The following is a 23,816-nucleotide window of genomic DNA, read 5'->3' on the forward strand; positions in this document are numbered from 1 at the left end:
TTATCATAAAAGAATAAATGAAAATATCGTATAATTGGTTACAGCAATTTTTAAAAGTAGATTGGGAAGCTGAGAAAACTGGTGAGCTTTTAACGGATTTAGGTTTAGAAGTTGAAGGGATTGAAAAGATAGAATCTATTAAAGGTAGTTTAAAAGGAGTGGTTGTTGGTGAGGTTTTAACTTGTATTCAACACCCAAATGCAGACAGATTAAAAGTAACTACTGTTAATTTAGGCGATGAAAATCCTGTGCAAATTGTTTGTGGTGCACCAAATGTAGCAGCTGGTCAAAAAGTACCTGTAGCCACTATTGGCACTGTTTTGTATGATGAAAAAGGTGAAGGTTTTAAAATTAAAAAAGGTAAAATTAGAGGAGAAGAAAGCCATGGAATGATTTGCGCAGAAGACGAATTAGGTCTAGGTAAAAGTCATGATGGTATTCTGGTTTTAGACAATGAATTGATTCCTGGTACACCTGCTGCAGAAGTTTTTGATATTGAAACTGATTATGTTTTCGAAATTGGTTTAACACCTAACAGATCTGATGCTATGAGTCATTTTGGAGTAGCTAGAGATTTACGTGCTGGCTTAATTCAAAACGATTTAAAACTTGAATTAATCTCGCCTTATGTGGGCGATTTTCATGTAGATGAAAGAACTTTGCGTTTTGATGTAGAAGTAGAAGATAAAGAATTAGTACCTCGTTATTGTGGAATTTCGATTACTGATGTAGAAGTTAAAGATTCTCCAGATTGGATTAAAAATAGATTAAAAGCCATTGGTATTACACCAAAAAATAATATTGTAGATATTACCAATTATGTTTTACATGAACTAGGGCAACCTTTGCATGCTTTTGATGCTCAGAAGATTAAAGGGAATAAGATTATTGTTAAAACCTTAGAAGAGGGTACAAAGTTTACCACTTTAGATGAGGTAGAGAGAGAACTTTCTGCAGATGATATTATGATTTGTGATGCAGACGAAAATCCACTTTGTATAGGAGGTGTTTTTGGAGGATTACAGTCTGGAGTTACAGAACATACAAATTCAATATTTTTAGAAAGTGCGTATTTTAATCCTGTTTCTGTGCGTAAAACTGCCAAAAGACATGCATTAAATACAGATGCTTCTTTTCGTTTTGAAAGAGGAATAGATATTAATACCACAAAATATGCCTTAAAAAGAGCTGCCTTGTTAATAGAAAAATATGCAGGTGGTAAATTTGCCTCAGATATTTCTGATTTTTATCCAATTAAAATGGAAGATTTTCAGGTATTTCTGTCTTATGAAAATGCTTACAGATTAATTGGTCAAGAAATCCCGAAAGAAAAAATTAAAAACATTTTAGCTTCTTTAGAAATTAAAATTAATAGCGAAACTGCTGGTGGTTTAGGGTTAACCATTCCTTCTTACAGAACAGATGTGCAGAGAGAAGCAGATATTATCGAAGAAATTTTAAGAGTTTATGGGTATAATAATATCGAGTTTTCTTACAAATTAAACACTTCTATTTCTTTTGATAATAATAAGGATACAAAAATAGAAAACATTGTTGCTAACCAATTAAGCGCTTTAGGTTTTAATGAAACTATGGCAAATTCATTAACAAAACCAGAATACAATACGTTATCAGAAAATATTAATGACGATGCTAAAGTAATGATCTTAAATCCGTTAAGTAACGATTTAGCTGTAATGCGTCAATCTATGTTGTTTAGTGGTTTAGAATCCGTTTCTTATAACTTAAACCGAAAAAATACAGCATTAAAGTTTTATGAATTTGGTAAAACATATCATAAATACACAGATAAGTATCAAGAAAATAAACATTTAACCCTTTTTGTAACAGGTAACAGAACCAAAGAATCTTGGAAATCGAATTCAGAAACTTCTGATTTCTTTTACTTAAAAGGAGTAATTACTGCTGTTTTAGAACGTTTAGGAATCCAAAAATTAAAAGCAACTCCTGTTAAAAACGATGTTTTTTCAGAAGGTTTAGTGTTTAGTTTGGGTAAAATTAAATTAGCGGAATTCGGAGTAGTAAAAAGAAGTGTTTTAAAAGAATTCGGAATTAAACAAGAAGTTTTATATGCCGATTTTAATTGGGATACTGTATTAAAATTCTCTGGTAATAAAAATGTTAAAGTTGCTAGTTTAACAAAGTTTCCGGCTGTAAAAAGAGATTTAGCATTATTGTTAAACTCTAAAACTGAATTTAAAGAAGTGTATAATTTAGCATTTCAATCCGAAAGAAAATTATTAAAAGAAGTCGATTTGTTCGATGTTTACGAAGGAGATAATTTACCAGAAGGTAAAAAATCTTACGCAGTTAGTTTTATTTTACAAGACGAAACCAAAACTTTAGAAGACAAACAAATAGATAAAATAATGCAAAAATTGCAACAAAGTTTCGAGAAAAATTTAGAAGCTGTTTTAAGATAATTACAAAGCTCCTTTTTAGGGGCTTTTTTTATAAAAGTAAATTATGTACAAACTAATAATTAGACCAATTTTCTTTCTTTTCGATCCAGAAAAAATTCATCACTTTACATTTGCATTGGTAAAGTTTTTATCTAAAATTCCTTTAATTCCCAATCTTTTTAGAAGTCTTTATCAAGTTAATGATAAAAAGTTAGAACGTAATTTATTTGGATTAACTTTTAAAAATCCTGTTGGTTTAGCAGCGGGTTTTGATAAAAATGCGGTTTTGTATAACGAATTGGCAAATTTCGGATTTGGATTTATAGAAATTGGTACTGTAACTCCAAAAGGACAAGCAGGTAATCCTAAAAAAAGATTATTTCGTTTAAAAGACGATCAAGGAATCATCAATAGAATGGGCTTTAATAACGAGGGTTTAGCAACTGCCATAGAAAAGTTAAAAGGTAACAAAGGCAAAGTAATTATTGGTGGTAATATTGGTAAAAACACCCAAACCTTACCAGAAAATTATACAGCAGATTATTTAGAATGTTTTAAAGGTTTGCATCCTTATGTAGATTATTTTGTATTGAATGTTAGTTGTCCTAATGTTGGTAGTCATGCTAAATTAAATGATAAAGAGTATTTGGTTGAGCTAATTACGGAATGTCAAAAATTGAACAATCAAGAAGAAAAACAAAAGCCAATTCTTTTAAAAATTGCGCCAGATTTAAATAATATTCAGTTAGATGAAATTATAGAATTAGTAGCAGAAACTCAAATAGATGGAGTCATTGCATCAAATACTTCTACTACAAGAGATAATTTAAAAGCTTCAGCAGCACGTTTGCAAGAAATTGGTAATGGAGGTGTAAGTGGACAGCCAATTAAAAATCAGAGTACAAAAGTCATTCAATATTTATCAGAAAAATCGAACAAATCTTTTCCGATTATTGGGGTAGGAGGAATTCATTCAGAACAAGATGCTTTAGATAAATTAAATGCAGGTGCAGATTTGGTTCAGATTTATACAGGTTTTATTTACGAAGGGCCAAGCTTGGTAAAAAGAATCAACAAGGCAGTTTTAGAAAAACACTGATTTGACATTCTGAACTTGTTTCAGGTTCTCACCTAATAATGGCTTAGTGTAATTCCGGTAAAAACGGTAATCCATATTTAACAAGCTAAAATTCCAAACATCTAAAAATCAAAAAACCGTATTTTTACACCAATGTTAGAAATACTTTTGTCTTTTGCACTTGCTACTTCAGTGTTAGCATTATCTCCAGGACCAGATAATATTTTTGTGCTAACCCAAAGTATTGTAAATGGCAGAAAATTTGGTTTAGCAACTGTTTTTGGTTTAATTTCAGGCTGTTTGGTACACACCACTTTATTGGCTTTTGGAGTTTCAGCGATTATTAAACAATCAGAAAAATTATTTTTTGCCATCAAATTATTTGGAGCCATTTATTTGTTGTACTTGGCTTATAAAGTATACAAATCAGATGCAAATATTATTTTATCCCATAAAAATGTTGCAGAAAAAACAACCACACAATTATTTAAACAAGGGTTTATTATGAATGTGTTAAACCCTAAAGTATCTATTTTCTTTTTGGCTTTTTTTCCTGGGTTTTTATTTTCTGATGATCTTTCTACAGTTGTACAATTTTATGTATTGGGAGGTGTTTTTATGATGGTTTCTTTCATCATTTTCTCTACAATTGCCTTTTTAGCAGGAGCAATTTCAAGTACTATAAAACAAAATAAAAAAATCGGATTGTATTTAAAATGGATGCAAATTGTGGTTTTTGTAGCCATTGCTGTTTTTATTTTGATGTAGTTTTTTTTGATACTATCAAATGATAGTATCAAAAATAAAAATCAATCTTTTCAGAAATAAAATTCAACAAAATGTTAAATTTTGATAAATATTATAAACCATCAAAAATATATTGATTATCATTTGGAAGTTATTATATAATATTAAGATATTTGTACAGATTTAAAAAAGTAATGAACTTTATTCAAGCACATCACCATCATTTTTACAATTGCTCTCAAGCGATTTAAAAATGTATTGAATAAAATCAAGATATTTATAAACCTGTTTGAGCAAATCAAACAGGTTTTTTTAATTAAAAAAAAACGTTAAAGTTGTCATTCCTGCGAAGGCAGGAATCTAAACCAAATTTGCTCAGGCATCATAAAAAAACAAAAATGAGTAACTTAAGAATTGCAGTACAAAAATCAGGAAGATTAAACGAAGATTCAATGCGAATCTTAAAAGACATTGGTATTTCTATCGATAATGGAAAAGACCAATTAAAAGCAGCTGCAAGAGATTTTCCTGTAGAAGTTTTTTACCTTAGAAATGGCGATATTCCTCAGTATTTAAAAGACGGAGTAGTAGATGCTGCCATAATTGGCGAGAATGTTTTAATCGAAAAAGGAAACGATATTCAGTTTGTAGAACGTTTGGGTTTTTCGAAATGTAAAGTATCTATTGCTGTACCAAAAGAATCAAATGCTAGTTCATTGAAAGATTTGGCAGGCAAACGCATTGCAACTTCATACCCAGAAACTGTAAAAAAGTTTTTAAAAGAACAAAATATTGATGCTCAGTTACATAAAATTAATGGTTCAGTAGAAATTGCACCCAATATTGGTTTAGCAGATGGTATTTGCGATATCGTTTCTAGTGGAAGTACACTATTTAAAAACGGTTTAAAAGAGATTGAAGTTTTGTTAAAATCGGAAGCGGTTTTAGCAGTTTCACCTCAAATTAACGAAGAAAGAAAAGCAATTTTACAGAAAATACAATTTAGAATTCAGTCAGTTTTAAAAGGCAGAAATTCCAAATATATATTGCTAAATGCACCAAATGATAAGTTAGAAAGTATCTTAAAATTGTTACCAGGTATGAGAAGTCCTACTGTTTTGCCTTTGGCAGAAAAAGGTTGGAGCTCAGTGCATACTGTAATTTCTAAAAACGAATTTTGGGAAATCATAGACGAGTTAAAAGCCAATGGAGCAGAAGGTATTTTAGTGTGTCCAATCGAAAAAATGGTGCTTTAATTTTCCTGCAAGGTTTTAGCAACCTTGTAGGTATAAATGAACAAGATAAATAATTTTTTGGGCGTTTTAACGGGCTTTCATTACTCGCTTTTTTTGAGAAAAACAAAAAAGAGCTCAAACAAGCCATTCAATCCCTAACGCTTACGCAAGTTTATAGAATTTAATCATTATGAAAATTATCAATAACCCATCAAAAGAAACTTGGTCTCAAATTTTAGAAAGACCAACAAAAACAGTAGATGATATAGAAGGTATAGTAAATGAAGTTTTTGCTGATATTCAGAAAAATGGAGATCATGCTGTACAAAAATATACAGCCAAGTTCGATGGTATTTCTTTAGAAAACAATATTGTTTCAGAAGCAGAAATTGCAGAAGCTATAAATTTAGTTTCAGAAGATTTAAAAGCAGCTATTCAATTAGCAAAAGAAAATATTACTAATTTTCATAAAGCTCAAAAAACAGAAAAAGTTTTTGTAGAAACTGCAAACGGAGTAGAATGTTGGCAAGAAAAAAGACCAATTCAAAAAGTAGGTTTGTACATTCCTGGAGGCACAGCACCTTTATTTTCTACAGTTTTAATGTTGGCTGTTCCTGCTCAAATTGCAGGTTGTAGCGAAATTGTTTTGTGTTCTCCACCAAATGCTTCAGGTAAAATTAATCCAGCAATTTTATACACAGCTAATTTATGTGGTGTAACTAAAATTGTAAAAGTTGGCGGAATTCAAGCCATTGCAGGTTTTACTTTCGGAACAGAAACTATACCACAAGTGTATAAAATTTTCGGACCTGGAAATCAGTTTGTAACGGTTGCCAAACAATTAGCAACAAAATTTGGTGTGGCAATAGATATGCCTGCAGGACCAAGTGAATTGTTAGTAGTTGCAGACAATGCTGCAAATGCAAGTTTTGTGGCATCAGATTTATTAAGTCAGGCAGAACATGGAGTAGATAGTCAAGTTATTTTAGTATCCACATCAGAAGAATTGATTAATGAAGTTGAAAAAGAAATTGAAAAGCAATTAGCAGTATTACCAAGAGTAGAAATTGCCCAAAAAGCCATTGCCAACTCTAAATCTATTTTAGTTGAGAATGATGAAGTTGCTTTAGAATTAATTAATGAATATGGCCCAGAACATTTTATTGTTTGTACCAATAACAATGATTTATATGTAGATCATATTGCAAATGCAGGCTCTGTTTTTATTGGTAATTATACACCAGAAAGTGCAGGAGATTATGCTTCTGGTACAAATCATACTTTACCAACAAATGGTTTTTCTAAAGCCTATTCAGGTGTAAATTTAGATAGTTTTACAAAAAGTATTACTTTTCAAAAAATATCTGAAGAGGGGATAAAAAATATTGGAAATGCCATAGAATTAATGGCAGAAGCAGAAGGTTTGCAAGCACATAAAAATGCGGTTTCCATCCGATTAAAAAATTTGCAAAAATAATTGTAACTAAAACTCCTTTTTTGGAGTCTTTAAAGTATGAAAACAGACTTTAACATCAACAATCTAGTAAGAGAGAACATTAAATCTTTAAAACCTTATTCATCTGCAAGAGATGAGTATAAAGATGTAACTTATAATGATATGATTTTCTTGGACGCCAATGAAAATCCTTTCGAAAATGGGGTAAATCGTTATCCCGATCCACAACAAAGTGATGTAAAAAAAATCTTATCAAAAATTAAAGAAATAGAACCAGAACATATTCTTTTAGGTAATGGTAGTGACGAAGTTTTAGACTTAATTTTTAGGGCATTTTGCGAACCCAAAGTAGACAATGTTATAACTTTGCCACCAACTTACGGAATGTATTCTGTTTTGGCAGATTTAAATAATATCGAAAACAAAAAGGTATTATTAACTACAGATTTTCAGCCAAAAATTACTGAGATTTTAAATGCAAGTGATAAGAATTCTAAAATTCTGTTTTTATGTTCACCTAACAATCCAACTGGCAATAGTTTTACAGAAAAATCTGTGCATGAATTACTGATAAAATTTAAAGGTTTAGTAGTTATAGATGAAGCTTATATCGATTTTTCAACCCAAAAAAGTTGGTTAAAAAAATTGAATAAATTTCCGAATTTAATCATTACTCAAACCTTATCAAAAGCTTTTGGTTTGGCAGGTATTCGTTTGGGAGTTTGTTATGCATCAAAAGAAATTATTAAAATATTAAACACTATAAAACCTCCATACAACGTAAACGAATTAACGCAGAAAAGAGCCATTGATCGTTTGCAAAAAATAGAGGAAATTAACAATGAGGTTGCACAATTAATCAGCGAAAGAAAACGCCTAAAGCAAGAGTTAGAATGTTGTGTCAGTTTTATAGAAAAAGTATATCCTTCTGATGGTAATTTTTTACTTATAAAAGTAGACGATGCCAATAAACGTTACAAACAATTAATAGAATATGGAGTTGTAATTAGAAACAGATCTACACAACCATTATGCGATAATTGTATTAGAATTAGCGTTGGTATTTGCGAAGAAAATCAAAGATTAATTAGAGCTTTAAAATCATTACAATAATGAAAAAAGTATTATTTATAGATAGAGACGGAACTCTAGTTTTAGAACCACCTGTAGATTATCAATTAGATAGTTTAGAAAAATTAGAGTACTATCCTAAAGTGTTTCAATACATGGCAAAAATTGCCTCAGAATTAGATTACGAATTGGTAATGGTTACCAACCAAGATGGTTTAGGAACCGATTCTTTTCCAGAAGATACTTTTTGGCCAGCTCAAAATAAAATTATTGCTGCTTTCGAAAAAGAAGGTGTTGTTTTTTCTGAAGTTTGTATCGATAAAACTTTTCCGCATGAAAATGCAGAAACTCGTAAACCAAGAACAGGTTTGTTAACCAAATACTTTTCTGATGATTATGATTTAGAAAATTCTTTTGTTTTGGGTGATCGAATTACAGACATGGAATTGGCTAAAAATCTTGGAGCAAAAGGAATATTTTTATCAGAAAACCCAGAATTAGGTGCAGATGAAATTGAAACTTCTAAACAAGAAATTTTAAATTGTATTGCTTTAACGTCTACAGATTGGAAAGCCATTTACGAGTTTCTAAAACTAGAAGATAGAGTTTCTGAAATTACCAGAAATACCAATGAAACTAAAATTTACATTAAACTAAATTTAGATGGTTCTGGGAAAAATGATATTGATACAGGAGTTAAATTTTTCGATCACATGTTAGATCAAATTGGTAGACATGGAGCTATGGATTTAACTGTAAAAGTTAATGGTGATTTAGAGGTTGATGAACACCACACCATAGAAGATACTATGATTGCTTTAGGTGAATTATTTCACAAAGCATTAGGTAATAAATTAGGGATAGAACGTTATGGTTTCTGTTTGCCTATGGATGATTGTTTAGCGCAAGCAGCAGTTGATTTTGGTGGTAGACCTTGGCTAGTTTGGGATGCAGATTTTAAACGAGAAATGATTGGAGACATGCCAACAGAAATGTTTTTACATTTGTTTAAATCGTTTACAGATGGTGCAAAATGTAATTTAAACATAAAAGCAGAGGGTGATAATGAGCATCATAAAATAGAAGGAATTTTTAAAGCCTTTGCAAAAGCAATGAAAATGGCTGTAAAAAGAGATGCAAATAAGATGTTTTTACCATCTACAAAAGGACTTCTTTAGTTGATAGATGATAATTTTTAGTCGTTAGTTTTTTTTTGAACCATCAACCAAAAACTATCAACCAAAAACCAATAGAAAAATGAAATTAGTGATTATAAATTACGGAGCAGGTAACATAAAAAGCATTCAATTTGCCTTTAAACGTCTGGGGATTGATGCTGTTTTATCGAATAATATTGATGAAATAAAAGCTGCTGATAAAGTAATTTTCCCAGGAGTAGGAGAAGCAAGTTCTGCTATGAAAATGTTACAAGAAAGTGGTTTAGATAAAGTAATACCTACTTTAACACAACCAGTTTTAGGTATTTGTTTGGGCATGCAATTGATGTGTAATTTTTCTGAAGAAGGAAATACTAAAGGCTTAGGTATTTTTGATGTGGCTGTAAAACGTTTTTCTAATGATGTAAAGGTTCCTCAAATGGGATGGAATGTAATTTACAACCTGGAGTCTGAATTATTTGCTGGCATTAAAGAAAAAGAATTTATGTATTTGGTACATAGTTTTTACGCAGAAGAATGCGCAGAATCGATTGCAACTACAGATTATGAAATCGAATATGCATCAGCGTTAAAAAAAGATAATTTTTATGGAGTGCAATTTCATCCAGAGAAGTCATCTCTTGCAGGAGAGCAGATATTAAAGAATTTTTTAAAATTATAAAATTAAGACCTTTCAGGTTTTAAAAACCTGAAAGGTCTATTAAATAGATAAAAAGTGCGTATAATTCCAGCCATAGATATCATAGAAGGAAAATGTGTTCGTTTAACAAAAGGCGATTACAATACCAAAAAAATATATAACGAAAATCCGTTAGAAGTTGCTGCAGCATTTGAAGCAGCAGGAATCGAATATTTACACGTTGTAGATTTAGATGGCGCTAAAGCAAGTCAAATCATCAATTATAAAGTGTTAGAGCAAATTGCTACCAAAACCAATTTAAAGATTGATTTTGGAGGTGGATTAAAGTCTGATAAAGATTTAGAAATTGCTTTTAATTCAGGCGCAAATCAAATTACAGGAGGAAGTATTGCTGTTAAAAATCCACAAATATTTGAAAGTTGGATTGCTAAATATGGTTCAGAGAAAATAATTTTGGGAGCCGATTTTTATCCTGATGCAACAGGAGGAAAAATTGCTACAAATGGTTGGCAAGAAGAAAGTGCTTTAGAGTTGATTCCTTTTATTTCTGATTATCAACAAAAGGGAATTCAGTATGTAATTTGTACAGATATTTCTAAAGATGGTATGTTGCAAGGCCCAAGTTTTAATGTTTATAATGATATTTTAAGTAAAACTGTCATTTCAAACGGAGTTGAGAAATCTCTAAAACTTATTGCGTCTGGAGGAATTTCTAAATTCGATGAATTGCCAAAACTAGCAGAAAATGGTTGCGAAGGCGTAATCATAGGGAAAGCGATTTATGAAAATAAAATCAGTTTAAAACAATTAGAGAATTTTATAATAAAAAAATAGTCATTTGCTTTTAGCAGTTTGCTATTTGCAAACAGCCAAAAGCCAAAAGCCAAAAGCTATAATAAATGTTAACAAAAAGAATAGTACCTTGTTTAGATATCAAAAACGGAAGAACTGTAAAAGGGGTTAATTTCGTGAATTTAATTGATGCTGGAGATCCTGTTGTTTTGGCAAAACAATATGCAGATTTAGGAGCAGATGAGCTGGTTTTTCTAGACATAGCAGCTACTTTAGAAAATAGAGGAACTACTTTAGATATGGTGTTAAAAGTGGCAGAACAAGTAAATATTCCGTTTACAGTTGGTGGTGGAATATCTTCTGTAGAGCATGTAGATGCCTTATTAAAATGTGGTGCAGATAAGGTTTCTATAAATTCATCCGCAGTAAAAAGGCCAGAATTGGTAAGTGAATTGGCAGATAAATTCGGTAGTCAATGTGTAGTAGTTGCCATTGATGCAAAACAAATTGATGGAGAATGGTTTGTGCATTTGGCAGGAGGAACAATTCCTACAGAAATAAAACTTTTTGATTGGGCAAAAGAAGTGGAAGAAAGAGGAGCAGGAGAAATTTTATTTACTTCTATGAATCATGATGGAACAAAAGCTGGTTTTGCAAATGAAGCTTTGGCACAGTTATCAGAATTGGTAAATATTCCGATTATTGCTTCTGGTGGAGCAGGAACAATTCAGCATTTTGCAGATACATTTATTGATGGAAAATCTGATGCAGCTTTGGCAGCTAGCGTTTTTCATTTTGGTGAAATCCCTATTTTAGAATTAAAACAAGCATTAAAAGAACAAAATATTCCTGTAAGATTGTAGCGTCATTAAGAGGAAGAATGACCAAGTAATTTTATTAAATAAACAGATTGCCCCAGCAAATTATCATTTGCTTCGCAATGACAGAAAAATAATATTATGAATATAGATTTCAATAAAAATAACGATGGTTTAGTACCTGCTATCATTCAAGATGCAACTACAAAAAATGTATTGATGTTGGGGTATATGAATGAAGAAGCATTCAACAAAACCAAAGAAACGAGTTTGGTAACTTTTTTTTCTAGAACTAAAAACAGGTTATGGACCAAAGGTGAAGAAAGTGGCAATGTGTTGAATTTAGTGGATATGAAACTAGATTGTGATAATGATACTTTGTTAATTCAGGTGAATCCAAAAGGGCCAACTTGCCATAAAGGGTCAGATACTTGTTGGAACGAAGAAAATAATTCGAATTTTGGTTTCTTTTCTACTTTAGAAGATGTGATTAAAGAACGTGTTGAAAATAAGGATACAAAGAAATCTTATGTAGCGAGTTTGTTTGCAAAAGGGATTAATAAAGTAGCACAAAAAGTAGGAGAGGAGGCTGTAGAAACGGTTATTGAGGCTATGGATAACAATGATGAGTTATTTTTATACGAATCAGCAGATTTATTATTCCATTATTTAATGTTATTACAAGCCAAAGGATTTACCTTAAAAGATATTGAAGCAGAATTAAAAGGTAGACACAAATAGCCTAGGTTAATATGTAATTTTAACAGGATATTTTTAAAAACAGGATCAGTAAAATTTTTTATTTATTACTAGTTAACTATATTTAAAATTTATTCAAATATTTTTTTTTATGAAATTATATCATAGCCTATTTAAAACAGGTATTTTAATTTTCCTTTTTCAAGCAAACCTTTTATCACAAACTTTAGAGTTTAAAAATCCAATAGCCAAACAAAGAGCTGATCCATGGGTTATAAAAACAGATAGTACATATTATTTGATTGCTACAGTTCCTACTTATGACAAAATAGTGATTAGAAAGGCAAATACCATCAACGGCTTAAAAACAGCAAAAGAAACAATAATTTGGAAAAAGCATGATAAAGGTGTAATGGGACATCATATATGGGCTCCAGAATTACACAAAATTGATGGGAAATGGTATATATATTTTGCTGCAGGTGAAGCCGAAAATATATGGAATATTAGAATGTGGGCACTGTCTAACACTTCAAAAGATCCAACTAAAGGAGTTTGGAAAGAGGAAGGAAGAATTATAACACAAAAAGATTCTTTTTCTTTAGATGCTACTAGTTTTACACATAATGGAAAACGCTATTTAGTTTGGGCTCAAAATGTTAGAGGAGGAGAGCATGGCACTGCTTTAGTGATGTCCGAAATGAAAAATGCAACTACTTTAATAGGTCCAGAAATTGTATTAACAGAACCAGAATTTAGTTGGGAAACTATGAAATACAATGTTAATGAAGGTCCTGCAGTTTTAAAAAAGAATGGTAAAATATTTATTACCTATTCTGCAAGTGCTACAAATCATAATTACTGTATTGGTTTGTTATGGATAGATGAAAATAAAGATATCATGGCCCCAAAATTATGGAACAAATCGCCTGCACCAGTTTTTTATAGTAATGATAATTTAAATAGATTTGGTCCAGGACACAATTCCTTTACAGTTGCAGAAGATGGTAAAACTGTAGTTATGATTTATCATGCAAGAGATTATAAAAAAATTGTTGGTTCTGAGCTTTTAGACCCTAACAGAGCAACAAGAGCAAGAGAACTTAAATTTACAGCAAGTGGCTTTCCAGATTTTATGCAAAATGTAAAAGATTAGTAAATCTCAATAAAAATAATGATGAATTATTTTTAGACAAGTTAGGTGGATTTATTATTTCATTATTTAAGTCTGATATAAAAAAAGGTTTTACCTTAAAAATGTATTGAGTCCGATTTGAAAGGTAGACATCAATAAGACTTATTTTATACTTATAATAAAACCTCATAAGTTTAGGCTTATGAGGTTTTTTTTGGTAATATTTTTCAATTATTTAATTTCTTCATCAGGGATATAATTAATTCCTGACCTATTGTTTGATACAGCATCACCTTCATCGTTAAAATTTAAGGTTAAATTCTTTTTTTTATTAATCTTATTTGGAGTTTTATCTTCTTTGTTCGTCATATTATTTTGAGTTTTTATTTATGGTATCTATTTCTAAATTTTCGTTTTCTTCACTTCCTAAACTATACAATTGATTTTCTTCATCTTTCAATAATTTTTCAGAGCTACTTTTTGGTGTTTTTCTGCCAGGTATATCTAATTCATCACCCATAAAATCGGTTTTATTTACTTTATTTTTAAGCAATTCATCATCAGCATTATCATTTCTTAAATTACCTGCTTTATCGCCTAAAGCTTGTAAATCTTCAGTTGTAATAGTAGAATTGTATTCTTTATTTTGTTTTTTCATCTTGTTTTTATTTACTGTTTACATAAAATGCATGTATTACACCTGGCAACCAACCTAAAAAGGTTAATAATAGATTTATTAAAAATTCTTTACCCAAGCCGTGTTTTAGAAAAACAGCTAGAGGTGGTAATAAAACACTTATAATTATTGTTAAAATTGACATTTTCTTCTTCTATTTAGTTAGTTATACAAACTTAAATATATGTAAAAGTTATTGTTAACTTTAAAGATGTAAATATTAACTCTTTTGATATTTTAACAATGTAACTAATTTATTAACAAGTGTTTAACTGTAAAATTAAGGTTTGTTTTGTATATTTACAATGAACTTAAAATTAATATTATGGAACATATAAATGATAAAAGAAAATTCAAGAGAACAGAAAAACAAAATCATCCAATCAGTACATCAATTGATTTAGATAAGAACAAAGATTTTGATATTGATCACAAAACAATTAAAGAAAAACAACAAAACTCTTAGTTAAAATATTAAAAAAACGCTCACAATTTTATGTGAGCGTTTTTTTATTTAAAAGCAATTATAGAATTACTCTTTATAGAAGAATCAAAAAAGAAAATATTTATAAAATAACTGCTTCACTACTTAATTTTTTTCGATATACTTTTACCAAAATAGCTTCGCCTATAAAAATGAATAAGAATAAGAATATAGAAACCATTGGCAATACAAAAGCCAATAAACCTGCCAACACCCAAACTATAAATGCAATAAATGCTCTGTATTTAAAATAGCTTGCTAAAACAGGAGTTATGCCTGTTAATCCTTTTTCTTTTTTGGGGATGTAAGCATTCAGTAAAAAATTAAAAAAACCAATGGCAGATAAGTTAAAACAGTAAAAAGCAAACGGACCTTTTAGCATAAAACCTCTTACATAAAAAGCCGTTGAAAAAGGAAGAAGAACGATAAAGAATAAAAGTAAAATATTATAACGTAAAACTTTTTTGTTGATTGTAGAAGCATATTTCATAATTCGCATATGACCCACCCAATACAAAGAAATAACTATAAAACTAATGATTAAACCAATAAAGCTCGGAATTCTATTTTCTAAAATCAGTAAAGAATCTCCAGTTTTTAATTCTTTATAAGTTGGTGCTACAACATCTAATACCAAAAGTGTAATGGCTATAGAAAAAACTGCATCACTAAAACTAATTACTCTAGCTTTATCAAAAGTTTCGTTTTTCATAATTTTTATCTATACTTTCAAATATAATATTTAAAAATTTGTGATAAATAAAAATAGCACAGAATATTATAATAGTATTTTTGTTCTTTAATTTATCACTTTGAAAAAATCGAAAATTTTAATCGTATTCTCTTTTATTTCAATTTATGTAATTTGGGGGTCTACCTATTTATTTAATAAAGTTGCAGTTACAGAATTGCCACCATTTTTTTTAGCTTCTATTCGTTTTTTTGTGGCAGGTTCTTTAATGATTTTATTAGCTATGGTTTTAAAACAACCTTTAAAGATTACAAGAAAACAATTTTTAAATTCGGCCATTGCTTCTTTTTTCTTTTTTAGTGTATGGTAATGGGGTTTTTGTATGGGCTTTACGATATGTAGATAGTGGTTTTGGAGCTCTATTGGCTTCTACACAACCACTATTTGTCCTTTTTTTATTAAGGTTGATAGATAGAAAACCGCTACAAAAAAAATCGTTGATTGGTGTTGCTTTGGGTATGTTTGGAATGTATTTATTAGTGAGTCAAAAAGAATTGGTAACCTCAGAAGATACATTATTAGGTATTTTTATGATGTTAACTTGTGTTTTAAGCTGGAGTTTGGGTAGCGTATTTGTTTCTAAAGCACAACTACCAAAAAGTTTTATGACCTCTACAGGATATCAAATGTTAATGGCTGGTTTTATCCTTTTTGTTATCAGTATTAGTCTTAATGAAAACTGGAGTTCTCCTTTAAAATGGAGTAAAGAAGTACAATTTTCTATGTTACTTTTAATTGTTTTTGGTGGTATTATCGCATTTACTGCATTCAATTATTTACTAAAGGTTGTTTCTCCAGAAAAAGTGTCTACCTCTGCCTATGTAAATCCTGTAATTGCGTTATTTATGGGATGGTATTTTTTAGATGAAAACCTAACTAAACAATCTATAATTGCATCATCAATTTTGTTAACAGGTGTATATTTTATCACCTCAAGAAAAAGAAGATAGATAAACCTTATTTTGTAGATATTGTAACATTAATTTCTACATAAACTTTTTTTAGATAAAAAGCTAATTTTTTCGTTAAAAAAATATCAAATTAATTTAAAAAAGTTTATATTTGTTTAACCTTAAAACTTAACCCCTATGTTAAATTCAGATCTAACTGCTACTGAGCAGTCTGTACTCAATGCAGTACAAAAAGAACACTTAACCAGTTTCGAAATCCTTAAAAAAGTTGAGAATGTTTCATTAATATTATCTTTGTATAATATTTTAGATAAACTCAATAGTAAAGGTGTGTTAAAAAGCTACGTAAAACAAAATAGAAAGTATCATTACGCTGCTTAATTCTATTTTAACCTAAAAAAAAAAGACGCTATTTTGGTTGTAAATATCAACAGAAATAGCGTTTTTATATTTTTATAATTTTACGAAACTGCAGTTTATCTATAAAAATTGGTCTTTAAAATAAACTAAAGTTTCTTTTGTCTAATTTTTAAAATTTCATTTTAAATCTATTGTAATTTAGAGTATCCTAAATAAGTTTACCATGAAATTCAATAATTTAACAGAGCAACAAAAATCAGTGTTAGATGCAGTTCAGAAAGAACCTTTAACCAGTTTTCAAATTTTAAAAAAAGTTGATAATATATCTATGATTTTATCTTTATATACTATTATGGACGAATTAAAAAGTAAAGGCGCCCTTAAAAGTTATACAGTTGAAAATGTAAAATATCATATTGCAAGCTAATAGTAGTTCTATAAAAAAATAATGGACCTCAATATAAATCTTTTCGTTTTTTTTTGAAGATTTTTTAGAGCATGGCTGGTCTTATATCTACAGAAACTTGCATTATACTTTTTCCAGAACCATAAATTATTCCTTTTAATGGAGGTACATCATAATAATCTCTACCATAAGAAATTACAATGTGCTGATCTTTTGGAATTTGATTGTTTGTAGGATCGAAATCTACCCATCCAAAACCTGGAATAAAAACAGAAAACCAAGCATGAGATGCATCTGTACCTACAAGTTTCTCTTTTCCTGGAGGTGGTAAAGTTTCTATATAACCACTTACATATCTTGCAGGTAAACCCATAGAACGTACACAGGCAATAGCTACTTGCGCAAAATCTTGGCAAACTCCTTTTTTGGCTTCCAAAACTTCTTGTATGGGAGTTGCTATTGTGCTAAAGGTACTGTCGAATTTAAATTCAGTAAAAATTCTTTTCATTAAATCATTTGCAGCTTCAAACACAGAACGATCTTTTTTAAAAGATACTTTAGCATAATCGTGTATTGTAGACGATATATTTTTAATAAGAACAGAATCTAATAAAAACTGTTTTGCATCTATAATTTCTGGCTCTAATGAGTTTAATTTTACCAAAGCTTCTGCCAAAGTGATTGATTTACAAGCTTCTGATGTAAAATCGTTCTGTTGTAGTTTATAAGAACGATCTACTTTACTAACTGCTGTTACAATGAGCTCTTTATGTTGTTTTTCTATTGAAAAATGAGTTACATCATTCCCGAAAAAATCAATATTATCTTTTATTACTGTGGGTGTTGGTGTAATGTCTAAATTGTATTCTAAAACATTTTGGCCACTAAATACTTTGGGTTTTAAAATGGCTAAATTATGGCAATAGGTAACGTTATTATCGTATTTATAAATCGTTTTATGTATGATAGAAAAAATCATATTAAGATGTATAATTTTGATTGAACAACTGTATTTGCTCATCTGAATGATTGAAATACATATCTGTTAAAGACATGGATGTTTTATGAATTAAATCGCTTAAACCCGATAGTAATTCCTCTAATTCTAACCTTGTAACAGAGTTTTTATCAACCTTAATTAAGTTCGTGGCTTTTGCTTCATCTATTAAGTTACATGCATTTAAAATTGAGGCTTGCACTGAGGTTAAATTAGCGTCATCACTTCTTGTAGGTAGTCTAAAGATGTCTTTTCTTATTCTATTTAGTTGATATTTTAAAGATCTAGAATAAGAATTATCTAATAGAATTAGATTAATCACATTTTCGATATCTAAGTAAGATCTAAAACTATATCTGTAAATATTTAAACTTTCGTGACTGTTTAATAGAGATTCTAAAATTTCGTACTCAACATCCTCTTCATAATTTATAGTTAATAATGCTCTACACTTATCTACACACATGATGGCTTGTTCCATTTGAAAGCCAATAAAATACACCAAAAGACCTTGTTCTACCAAAATACTTTCTTCAATTAAACCAATAAATGCAATTAAATTTATAATTATTGTATCTAATAACTTTGTAATTTTAGGTATATTGTTATAGTCTTCTTTATCGAATTCTTGCCAAGTTTTTTCTAACACATCGTACACACGCCACATATCTTTAGACCAAAGATTTCTTAGTGAATAATAGGAGTTTTTAAATGAAGACAAGGCATGCGCCAAACTACCAATTTTTGATTTATCAAAAAGTACAGTTACAATTTCTTTTAAAGGATCTTTAAGAGCTTCTTCCTTATTTTTACCTGTAAAACCAGGGAAAATAGAAGTTAAATGTGTGATAGATTGATATAAAATATGTAAGTTTTCTGAATCAGATTCTCTTTTATTAAATTCAGAATTATACATTTGGTTTAAAACCATTCTAATATATCTTGCAGTAACTAAAGTTCTAGATAAATATCTACCAGACCAAAATAAATTTTCGGCGGTATTACTTGGTATATTTCCAATACCAGATAAATTATTTGAAGCAGAATGATGCCAATGAAATCTTTGTCTTTTTTTGTAAGATCTTTTTTCGCTATTGGTAATCCAGAAATCTTTACTTGTACCTCCTTTTTGATTCGAAACTCTTAATTGTTCTCTTTCTGCTGCAACTCTTACCAAACCACCAGGCATAATACTATAACCGTTTTCTTTGGCTACAGCAAAAGTTCTACACATTACTTTTCTTGGCTCTAATTGTTTGTTTGATAAGTTTGGTGCTGTAGAAAATGAAATTTTTTCTTGAGCTACATAATGATAAGGTTTCGCTAGAATTTCTTTTTTTAGGTCTTCGAGTTCTGTTTCATTTAAAAACTCACAGAAATAAATATGTTCTCTATGTGTATTGTCTATAGGTTTTACTACAAAGTTTTTTAAATTGTCTAAAACGTGTTTACGTTCTTTTTCTTGGCCACACCACCAAGAGGCTATTTGTGGTAATATTAAATCTTCTTTTAAGAAATATTTACAAATAGAATTCATAAACGGAATTAAACCAGGGTTTTCTAAAACGCCACTTCCTATAGGATTCATAATTGCAACATTTTGTTGCCTAACTACATTTAATAAACCAGCAACGCCTAAATAAGAATTTCCATTTAATTCTAAAGGATCTGAATACGCATCGTCTACACGTCTGTAAATTACATCAACCTGTATTAATCCTTTTAATGTTTTAATCCATACTTTATTGTCTCTTACCACTAAATCATTTCCTTTTACTAAAGGATAGCCAAAGAATGATGATAAATAAGCGTGTTCAAAATACGTTTCGTTATGAGGCCCAGGAGTTAGAATTACAATATTTGGGTTTTCTTTGTTTGATGGAGCTGCATTAATTAATAACTCGTTAAAATCTTTAATAAAACCAAAAGGCTCTTTTACATTTATTTCTTTAAAAAAGTCGGGTACAACCTCGCTTGTAGAAAAACGATTTTCTAAAGAATATCCCAAACCAGAAGGGGCTTCAGTTCTATCATTAACCACCCACATTTGGCCATCAGGACCTCTGGCTAAATCTGCTGAATGTATTAATAATTGTTTTGCAGTTTTGTATTGTATTTGGTGGCAAGGTCTTAAAAAACCACGATGTGAAAATATAATTTCGTAAGGTACAATGCCGTTTTTAATTAATTCTCTCTTACCATAAATGTCTTTTAAAACAAGATCTAAAACTTTGGCACGTTGCTGTAATCCTTTTTCAATAGTTTTCCATTCTTTTTTTTCTATTACAAAAGGAATAATATTTAAACTCCAAGGTCTATTTAAACCATTAGGATCGTTATAAACGTTGTACGTTACTCCGTTTTCTGCAAGTAACCAATCTAAATCTTCTTGTCTCTTTGTTAATTCATCAATCCCTAATTTAGAAAAGTTATTGAGCAATCTTTCCCAATTAGGATTAATTTCCATACCCGATTTTAAAACTTCATCATAGTTTTCAAAATCTTTAAAGTAATCATTAAAAAAAGAGCTTATTGGTGTTTTAATCAAATTACATTATTTTTTAAGACGCAAATCTAAGGTATTTGGATATTCTGAGTTAACAGGATATACTTTATATCTATAAATATTTGAACTTTCTTGTTCTTCAACTGATTTTTCAGTTACTTCTTGCTCGCTTTGCATTAGTTCCTCTATATAACTTGCATCAGTTTGGGTTTCTCCAATATCCCAAAAACGGTTAATTCGTCTAGATTCTGCTTCAAAACTATTTACAGGGAAAGTTTCATAAGATCTACCTCCTGGATGAGCTACAAAATACTTACAACCTCCAATTGATTTTTTACTCCAAGTATCAACAATATCAAAAGACAAAGGGGTGTCTACACCAATGGTTGGGTGTAAGGCAGAATACGGATCCCAAGCTTTGTATCTAATACCAGCTACATATTCACCTTTTTTTGTTGTAGGTTGTAACTGTACTTTTACTCCATTACAAGTAAGTACATATCTCTCGTTTGTAAAATTAGAAACTTTTACCTGTAAACGCTCTAGAGAAGAATCTACATAACGTGCAGTTCCTCCGCCAGTCATTTCTTCACCCAAAACATTCCAAGGCTCTATTCCTGCTCTTAATTCTAAATGAATGTTACTAATATCTACCATTCCATGAAGTGGAAAACGGAATTCAAAGAAAGGATCGAACCAATCTACTTCAAACTCGTAACCGGCTTTGTTAAGCTGCTCTACAATGTCTTTAATATCTTCTCTTACATAATGTTCTATTAAAAATTTATCGTGCAATTCTGTACCCCATCTTACCAATTTATGTTCGTAAGGTTTTTCCCAGAACCAAGCCACTAAAGTTCTTACCAATAACATTTGCATTAAACTCATCTGTGGATGAGGAGGCATATCAAAACCACGTAATTCTAAAATTCCTAATCTACCTGATGATGAATCTGGTGAGTATAATTTATCGATACAAAATTCGGCTCTGTGCGTGTTACCAGTTAAATCGGTTAATAAATGTCTAAATAAACGATCTGTTAACCAAAAAGGAACTTCACCTCCTTTAGGAATTTGGCTAAAAGCAATTTCAAGTTCATATAAGTTTTCCATTCTGGCTTCGTCTATTCTTGGAGCTTGACTTGTAGCTCCCACAAAGGCACCAGAAAACAAATAAGATAATCCTGGATGATGTTGCCAAAAAGTCAACAAACTTCTTAACAAACTAGGTCTTCTTAACAACGGACTATCAGAAGGAGTAAACCCACCTAAAGTAACGTGATTACCTCCACCAGTTCCTGTGTGTTTGCCATCTAACATAAACTTTTCTGTACCTAAACGAGATTTTTTTGCTTCTGCGTAAAGGGTTAAAGTATTATGTACTAGTTCTTCCCAACTTTTCATTGGATGCACATTTATTTCAATTACACCAGGATCTGGAGTAATTTTCATAGACTGTAATCTGTTGTCATGAGGTGGATTGTATCCTTCTAAAATTACAGGAATATTTAATTCTTGCGCAGTAGCTTCTATAGAGGCTATTAAATCTAAAAATGCATATGCAGACTCTAAAGGAGGTAAAAATAAATACAATTTACCATCTCTAATTTCTGAACAAAGTGCGGTTTTAACAAAATATTTTGGCTTGTTTTTACTGATGCCATTGGCAACAAAATCTTTATGCCTTTTGCTTACTTTTCTTTTAAAATTAGGTAATTCTTTTTGTTCTTTAAATAAATCTGGTTCGTAAACCGGAAAAACATCATATTCTGGTTTGGCAATTAAAGATTTAATAGGCAACCTTAATCCAATTGGCGAAGTTCCAGGAGTTAAATGTAAATTTTTTCTTCTAAAAACCCATTGGCTAGAAAACCATTCATCATTATGATTGTTTAGTGGCAACACATAACCAACAGGTTTGTGCGTACCTTGAGCTAAGATGTCTGCAAGTCTGTTTCTTACTAAATCTTCGCTATCTTTTTTACTGATATCAATATCTACAGGTAATTTACCTTCTTCCCAAAGCAAATAAAAAGCATCTTCGAAAGTTGGTGTAATCGTCTGACTAGAAATACTCAAATATCTGGTTAATGTAGTTAAAAATCGAATGTCTGCATCTTCGGGTACAATAGGATTAGGAGCAAATGATGATAATAAATCTTGATTATACCAAATTGGTTTTCTATCAATTCTCCAATACAATTGAATTTCCCATCTTGGTAGTGGTTCTCCTGGATACCATTTTCCTTGCGCATGATGTAACATACCACGAATGCCAATTTTATCCATTAACCTTTTGGTTAAGTCATTGGCCAATTTGCGTTTGTGTGGTCCATCAGCATCTGTATTCCATTCAGGAGACTCCATGTCATCAATAGAAACAAATGTAGGTTCACCACCCATTGTTAATCTTACATCTCCTTTTTCTAATTCTTTTTCTACTTTATAACCAAGTTTTTCTATAGCTTTCCATTGTTCTTCGGTATAAGGTTTGGTTACTCTTGGAGATTCTAAAATTCTAGTTACAGAATTATCAAACTCAAATTCTGTTTCAAATTTTTCATCAGACAGAATTCCTCCAGTTACTGCTGCTGCACTTTTATAGTGAGGTGTACAAGATAATGGAATATGTCCTTCACCTACTAGTAAACCAGAAGTAGAATCAAATCCAATCCAACCAGCACCAGGTATATAAACTTCTGTCCAAGCGTGTAAATCTGTAAAATCTTGTTCAGGACCAGATGGACCATCTAAAGATTTTTCATCTGCTTTTAGTTGTACAATATAACCCGAAACAAATCTTGCACCAAAGCCTAAATGCCTCATAACTTGTACAAATAACCAAGCATAATCTCTACAAGAACCTGTTTTGCAAGCTAAAGTTTCTTCAGAAGTTTGCACACCTGGTTCTAAACGGATGTTGTATTTTAAATATTCGTAAATTTTTCTATTTACATCAATTAGAAAATAGATGGTTTTTCTTGGTGTATAATCTATGGTTTTTAAAAAGTCTTGAAGTATTTCACTGTCTTCATTAACTTCTAAATATGGTGCTAATTCTTTTTTTGTAATTTCATCATACTCAAAAGGGTATTCTTCTGCATCATCTTCAACAAAAAAGTCAAAAGGATTTATGGTTTTTAAATCGGCAACAATTTCTACAGCAATAGAAAGTTCTTTTGTTTTTTCTGGAAAAACAACTCTTGCCTGATAATTACCAAAAGGATCTTGTTGCCAATTGAAAAAATGATTTTCTGGCTTAATCTTTAAAGAATAAGATTCAATTGGAGTTCTAGAGTGAGGTGCAGGTCTTAATCTAAATATATGCGGAGAAAGCTTAACAGAACGATCGTATTTATATTTTGTTTTATGTGATATTACAATTTTTAAGGCCATAAATACTTTTTTAAATTATTTTGCTTTAAGCGAACGTGAAATTAATAAAACTACTAT

Annotated in this window: 22 protein-coding genes and 1 pseudogene; 16 read left to right on the plus strand and 7 right to left on the minus strand. The window is 30.3% G+C overall.

Annotation, left to right across the window (positions count from 1 at the left end; translation table 11 throughout):
- Positions 1–17 precede the first annotated feature (17 nt).
- The 12 genes from pheT to ACWYN7_RS07495 all read left to right on the plus strand — a co-directional run bounded on the left by pheT (position 18) and on the right by ACWYN7_RS07495 (position 13,293).
- Positions 18–2,444: a phenylalanine--tRNA ligase subunit beta gene (gene pheT / locus ACWYN7_RS07440; RefSeq protein ID WP_462859269.1), complete on the plus strand. Its 2,427-nt coding sequence runs from the start codon at positions 18–20 to the stop codon at positions 2,442–2,444.
- 43 nt (positions 2,445–2,487) lie between these two features.
- Positions 2,488–3,522 carry a quinone-dependent dihydroorotate dehydrogenase gene (locus ACWYN7_RS07445; RefSeq protein WP_462859271.1) on the plus strand — a complete coding sequence of 345 codons (1,035 nt, stop codon included), beginning with the start codon at positions 2,488–2,490 and terminating at the stop codon, positions 3,520–3,522.
- Between the two features lie 132 nt (positions 3,523–3,654).
- Positions 3,655–4,269 (plus strand): LysE family translocator, encoded by a 615-nt coding sequence (locus ACWYN7_RS07450; protein WP_462859273.1) that lies wholly within the window; start codon positions 3,655–3,657, stop codon positions 4,267–4,269.
- 377 nt (positions 4,270–4,646) lie between these two features.
- A complete protein-coding gene (gene hisG / locus ACWYN7_RS07455; RefSeq protein ID WP_459485947.1) occupies positions 4,647–5,504 on the plus strand; it encodes an ATP phosphoribosyltransferase in 858 nt (285 codons plus the stop codon).
- A 169-nt stretch (positions 5,505–5,673) separates the two neighbouring features.
- Positions 5,674–6,960, plus strand: coding sequence for a histidinol dehydrogenase (gene hisD / locus ACWYN7_RS07460; protein ID WP_462859276.1), 1,287 nt, complete (start codon positions 5,674–5,676; stop codon positions 6,958–6,960).
- A 36-nt stretch (positions 6,961–6,996) separates the two neighbouring features.
- Entirely contained in the window at positions 6,997–8,052 is a 1,056-nt protein-coding gene (hisC, locus tag ACWYN7_RS07465; protein ID WP_462859278.1) for a histidinol-phosphate transaminase, read from the plus strand.
- Positions 8,052–9,188 carry a bifunctional histidinol-phosphatase/imidazoleglycerol-phosphate dehydratase HisB gene (gene hisB / locus ACWYN7_RS07470; RefSeq protein ID WP_462859280.1) on the plus strand — a complete coding sequence of 379 codons (1,137 nt, stop codon included), beginning with the start codon at positions 8,052–8,054 and terminating at the stop codon, positions 9,186–9,188. The genes hisC and hisB overlap by 1 nt, the downstream gene beginning before the upstream one ends.
- 79 nt (positions 9,189–9,267) lie before the next feature.
- Positions 9,268–9,849, plus strand: coding sequence for an imidazole glycerol phosphate synthase subunit HisH (gene hisH / locus ACWYN7_RS07475; protein ID WP_462859282.1), 582 nt, complete (start codon positions 9,268–9,270; stop codon positions 9,847–9,849).
- Between the two features lie 54 nt (positions 9,850–9,903).
- Positions 9,904–10,662 carry a 1-(5-phosphoribosyl)-5-[(5-phosphoribosylamino)methylideneamino]imidazole-4-carboxamide isomerase gene (gene hisA / locus ACWYN7_RS07480; protein WP_462859283.1) on the plus strand — a complete coding sequence of 253 codons (759 nt, stop codon included), beginning with the start codon at positions 9,904–9,906 and terminating at the stop codon, positions 10,660–10,662.
- A 65-nt stretch (positions 10,663–10,727) separates the two neighbouring features.
- Positions 10,728–11,483, plus strand: coding sequence for an imidazole glycerol phosphate synthase subunit HisF (gene hisF, locus ACWYN7_RS07485; RefSeq protein ID WP_462859285.1), 756 nt, complete (start codon positions 10,728–10,730; stop codon positions 11,481–11,483).
- A 96-nt stretch (positions 11,484–11,579) separates the two neighbouring features.
- On the plus strand, positions 11,580–12,179 hold the full coding sequence (gene hisIE, locus ACWYN7_RS07490) for a bifunctional phosphoribosyl-AMP cyclohydrolase/phosphoribosyl-ATP diphosphatase HisIE (RefSeq protein ID WP_462859286.1): 600 nt from the start codon (positions 11,580–11,582) through the stop codon (positions 12,177–12,179).
- 109 nt (positions 12,180–12,288) lie between these two features.
- On the plus strand, positions 12,289–13,293 hold the full coding sequence (locus tag ACWYN7_RS07495) for a glycoside hydrolase family 43 protein (protein ID WP_462859288.1): 1,005 nt from the start codon (positions 12,289–12,291) through the stop codon (positions 13,291–13,293).
- Between the two features lie 210 nt (positions 13,294–13,503).
- Here ACWYN7_RS07495 and ACWYN7_RS07500 read toward each other — a convergent pair whose 3' ends face one another.
- Genes ACWYN7_RS07500 through ACWYN7_RS07510 form a run of 3 tightly spaced genes read right to left on the minus strand, consistent with a single transcriptional unit; the run spans position 13,504 to position 14,093 of the window.
- Positions 13,504–13,641 (minus strand): hypothetical protein, encoded by a 138-nt coding sequence (locus ACWYN7_RS07500; RefSeq protein WP_462859290.1) that lies wholly within the window; start codon positions 13,639–13,641, stop codon positions 13,504–13,506.
- 1 nt (position 13,642) lies between these two features.
- Entirely contained in the window at positions 13,643–13,930 is a 288-nt protein-coding gene (locus ACWYN7_RS07505; protein ID WP_462859291.1) for a hypothetical protein, read from the minus strand.
- A 7-nt stretch (positions 13,931–13,937) separates the two neighbouring features.
- Positions 13,938–14,093, minus strand: coding sequence for a YqaE/Pmp3 family membrane protein (locus ACWYN7_RS07510; RefSeq protein ID WP_462859293.1), 156 nt, complete (start codon positions 14,091–14,093; stop codon positions 13,938–13,940).
- Between the two features lie 180 nt (positions 14,094–14,273).
- On the opposite strand from ACWYN7_RS07510, the gene ACWYN7_RS07515 reads away from it, so the two are divergent.
- Complete coding sequence (locus ACWYN7_RS07515) at positions 14,274–14,414, plus strand: hypothetical protein (protein WP_462859294.1); 141 nt, start codon at positions 14,274–14,276, stop codon at positions 14,412–14,414.
- A gap of 100 nt (positions 14,415–14,514) precedes the next feature.
- Here ACWYN7_RS07515 and ACWYN7_RS07520 read toward each other — a convergent pair whose 3' ends face one another.
- On the minus strand, positions 14,515–15,144 hold the full coding sequence (locus ACWYN7_RS07520) for a TMEM175 family protein (protein WP_462859296.1): 630 nt from the start codon (positions 15,142–15,144) through the stop codon (positions 14,515–14,517).
- A 94-nt stretch (positions 15,145–15,238) separates the two neighbouring features.
- On the opposite strand from ACWYN7_RS07520, the pseudogene ACWYN7_RS07525 reads away from it, so the two are divergent.
- From ACWYN7_RS07525 to ACWYN7_RS07535, 3 genes and pseudogenes are all read left to right on the plus strand, one after another.
- A pseudogene (locus ACWYN7_RS07525) lies at positions 15,239–16,133 on the plus strand (EamA family transporter).
- A gap of 138 nt (positions 16,134–16,271) precedes the next feature.
- Positions 16,272–16,475 carry a hypothetical protein gene (locus ACWYN7_RS07530; RefSeq protein ID WP_462859297.1) on the plus strand — a complete coding sequence of 68 codons (204 nt, stop codon included), beginning with the start codon at positions 16,272–16,274 and terminating at the stop codon, positions 16,473–16,475.
- Between the two features lie 202 nt (positions 16,476–16,677).
- Entirely contained in the window at positions 16,678–16,881 is a 204-nt protein-coding gene (locus ACWYN7_RS07535; protein ID WP_462859298.1) for a hypothetical protein, read from the plus strand.
- A gap of 64 nt (positions 16,882–16,945) precedes the next feature.
- On the opposite strand, the gene ACWYN7_RS07540 is transcribed toward ACWYN7_RS07535, so the two are convergent.
- The 3 genes from ACWYN7_RS07540 to ACWYN7_RS07550 are packed head-to-tail and all read right to left on the minus strand — an operon-like array spanning position 16,946 to position 23,759.
- A complete protein-coding gene (locus ACWYN7_RS07540) occupies positions 16,946–17,839 on the minus strand; it encodes a transglutaminase family protein (protein WP_462859299.1) in 894 nt (297 codons plus the stop codon).
- Between the two features lies 1 nt (position 17,840).
- Positions 17,841–20,405, minus strand: a complete 2,565-nt coding sequence (locus ACWYN7_RS07545) for a circularly permuted type 2 ATP-grasp protein (RefSeq protein WP_462859301.1) — start codon at positions 20,403–20,405, stop codon at positions 17,841–17,843.
- A 6-nt stretch (positions 20,406–20,411) separates the two neighbouring features.
- Positions 20,412–23,759 carry a transglutaminase family protein gene (locus ACWYN7_RS07550; protein WP_462859303.1) on the minus strand — a complete coding sequence of 1,116 codons (3,348 nt, stop codon included), beginning with the start codon at positions 23,757–23,759 and terminating at the stop codon, positions 20,412–20,414.
- Positions 23,760–23,816: the final 57 nt, after the last annotated feature.

Source organism: Polaribacter sp. M10 (assembly GCF_054968445.1).

What these genes read in the sequence shown, in the direction of transcription:
- pheT (WP_462859269.1), top strand. Translation starts at nt 18, where the DNA reads ATGAAAATATCGTATAATTGGTTACAGCAATTTTTAAAAGTAGATTGG.
- ACWYN7_RS07445 (WP_462859271.1), top strand. Translation starts at nt 2,488, where the DNA reads ATGTACAAACTAATAATTAGACCAATTTTCTTTCTTTTCGATCCAGAA.
- ACWYN7_RS07450 (WP_462859273.1), top strand. Translation starts at nt 3,655, where the DNA reads ATGTTAGAAATACTTTTGTCTTTTGCACTTGCTACTTCAGTGTTAGCA.
- hisG (WP_459485947.1), top strand. Translation starts at nt 4,647, where the DNA reads ATGAGTAACTTAAGAATTGCAGTACAAAAATCAGGAAGATTAAACGAA.
- hisD (WP_462859276.1), top strand. Translation starts at nt 5,674, where the DNA reads ATGAAAATTATCAATAACCCATCAAAAGAAACTTGGTCTCAAATTTTA.
- hisC (WP_462859278.1), top strand. Translation starts at nt 6,997, where the DNA reads ATGAAAACAGACTTTAACATCAACAATCTAGTAAGAGAGAACATTAAA.
- hisB (WP_462859280.1), top strand. Translation starts at nt 8,052, where the DNA reads ATGAAAAAAGTATTATTTATAGATAGAGACGGAACTCTAGTTTTAGAA.
- hisH (WP_462859282.1), top strand. Translation starts at nt 9,268, where the DNA reads ATGAAATTAGTGATTATAAATTACGGAGCAGGTAACATAAAAAGCATT.
- hisF (WP_462859285.1), top strand. Translation starts at nt 10,728, where the DNA reads ATGTTAACAAAAAGAATAGTACCTTGTTTAGATATCAAAAACGGAAGA.
- hisIE (WP_462859286.1), top strand. Translation starts at nt 11,580, where the DNA reads ATGAATATAGATTTCAATAAAAATAACGATGGTTTAGTACCTGCTATC.
- ACWYN7_RS07495 (WP_462859288.1), top strand. Translation starts at nt 12,289, where the DNA reads ATGAAATTATATCATAGCCTATTTAAAACAGGTATTTTAATTTTCCTT.
- ACWYN7_RS07500 (WP_462859290.1), bottom strand. Translation starts at nt 13,641, where the DNA reads ATGACGAACAAAGAAGATAAAACTCCAAATAAGATTAATAAAAAAAAG.
- ACWYN7_RS07505 (WP_462859291.1), bottom strand. Translation starts at nt 13,930, where the DNA reads ATGAAAAAACAAAATAAAGAATACAATTCTACTATTACAACTGAAGAT.
- ACWYN7_RS07510 (WP_462859293.1), bottom strand. Translation starts at nt 14,093, where the DNA reads ATGTCAATTTTAACAATAATTATAAGTGTTTTATTACCACCTCTAGCT.
- ACWYN7_RS07515 (WP_462859294.1), top strand. Translation starts at nt 14,274, where the DNA reads ATGGAACATATAAATGATAAAAGAAAATTCAAGAGAACAGAAAAACAA.
- ACWYN7_RS07520 (WP_462859296.1), bottom strand. Translation starts at nt 15,144, where the DNA reads ATGAAAAACGAAACTTTTGATAAAGCTAGAGTAATTAGTTTTAGTGAT.
- ACWYN7_RS07530 (WP_462859297.1), top strand. Translation starts at nt 16,272, where the DNA reads ATGTTAAATTCAGATCTAACTGCTACTGAGCAGTCTGTACTCAATGCA.
- ACWYN7_RS07535 (WP_462859298.1), top strand. Translation starts at nt 16,678, where the DNA reads ATGAAATTCAATAATTTAACAGAGCAACAAAAATCAGTGTTAGATGCA.
- ACWYN7_RS07540 (WP_462859299.1), bottom strand. Translation starts at nt 17,839, where the DNA reads ATGATTTTTTCTATCATACATAAAACGATTTATAAATACGATAATAAC.
- ACWYN7_RS07550 (WP_462859303.1), bottom strand. Translation starts at nt 23,759, where the DNA reads ATGGCCTTAAAAATTGTAATATCACATAAAACAAAATATAAATACGAT.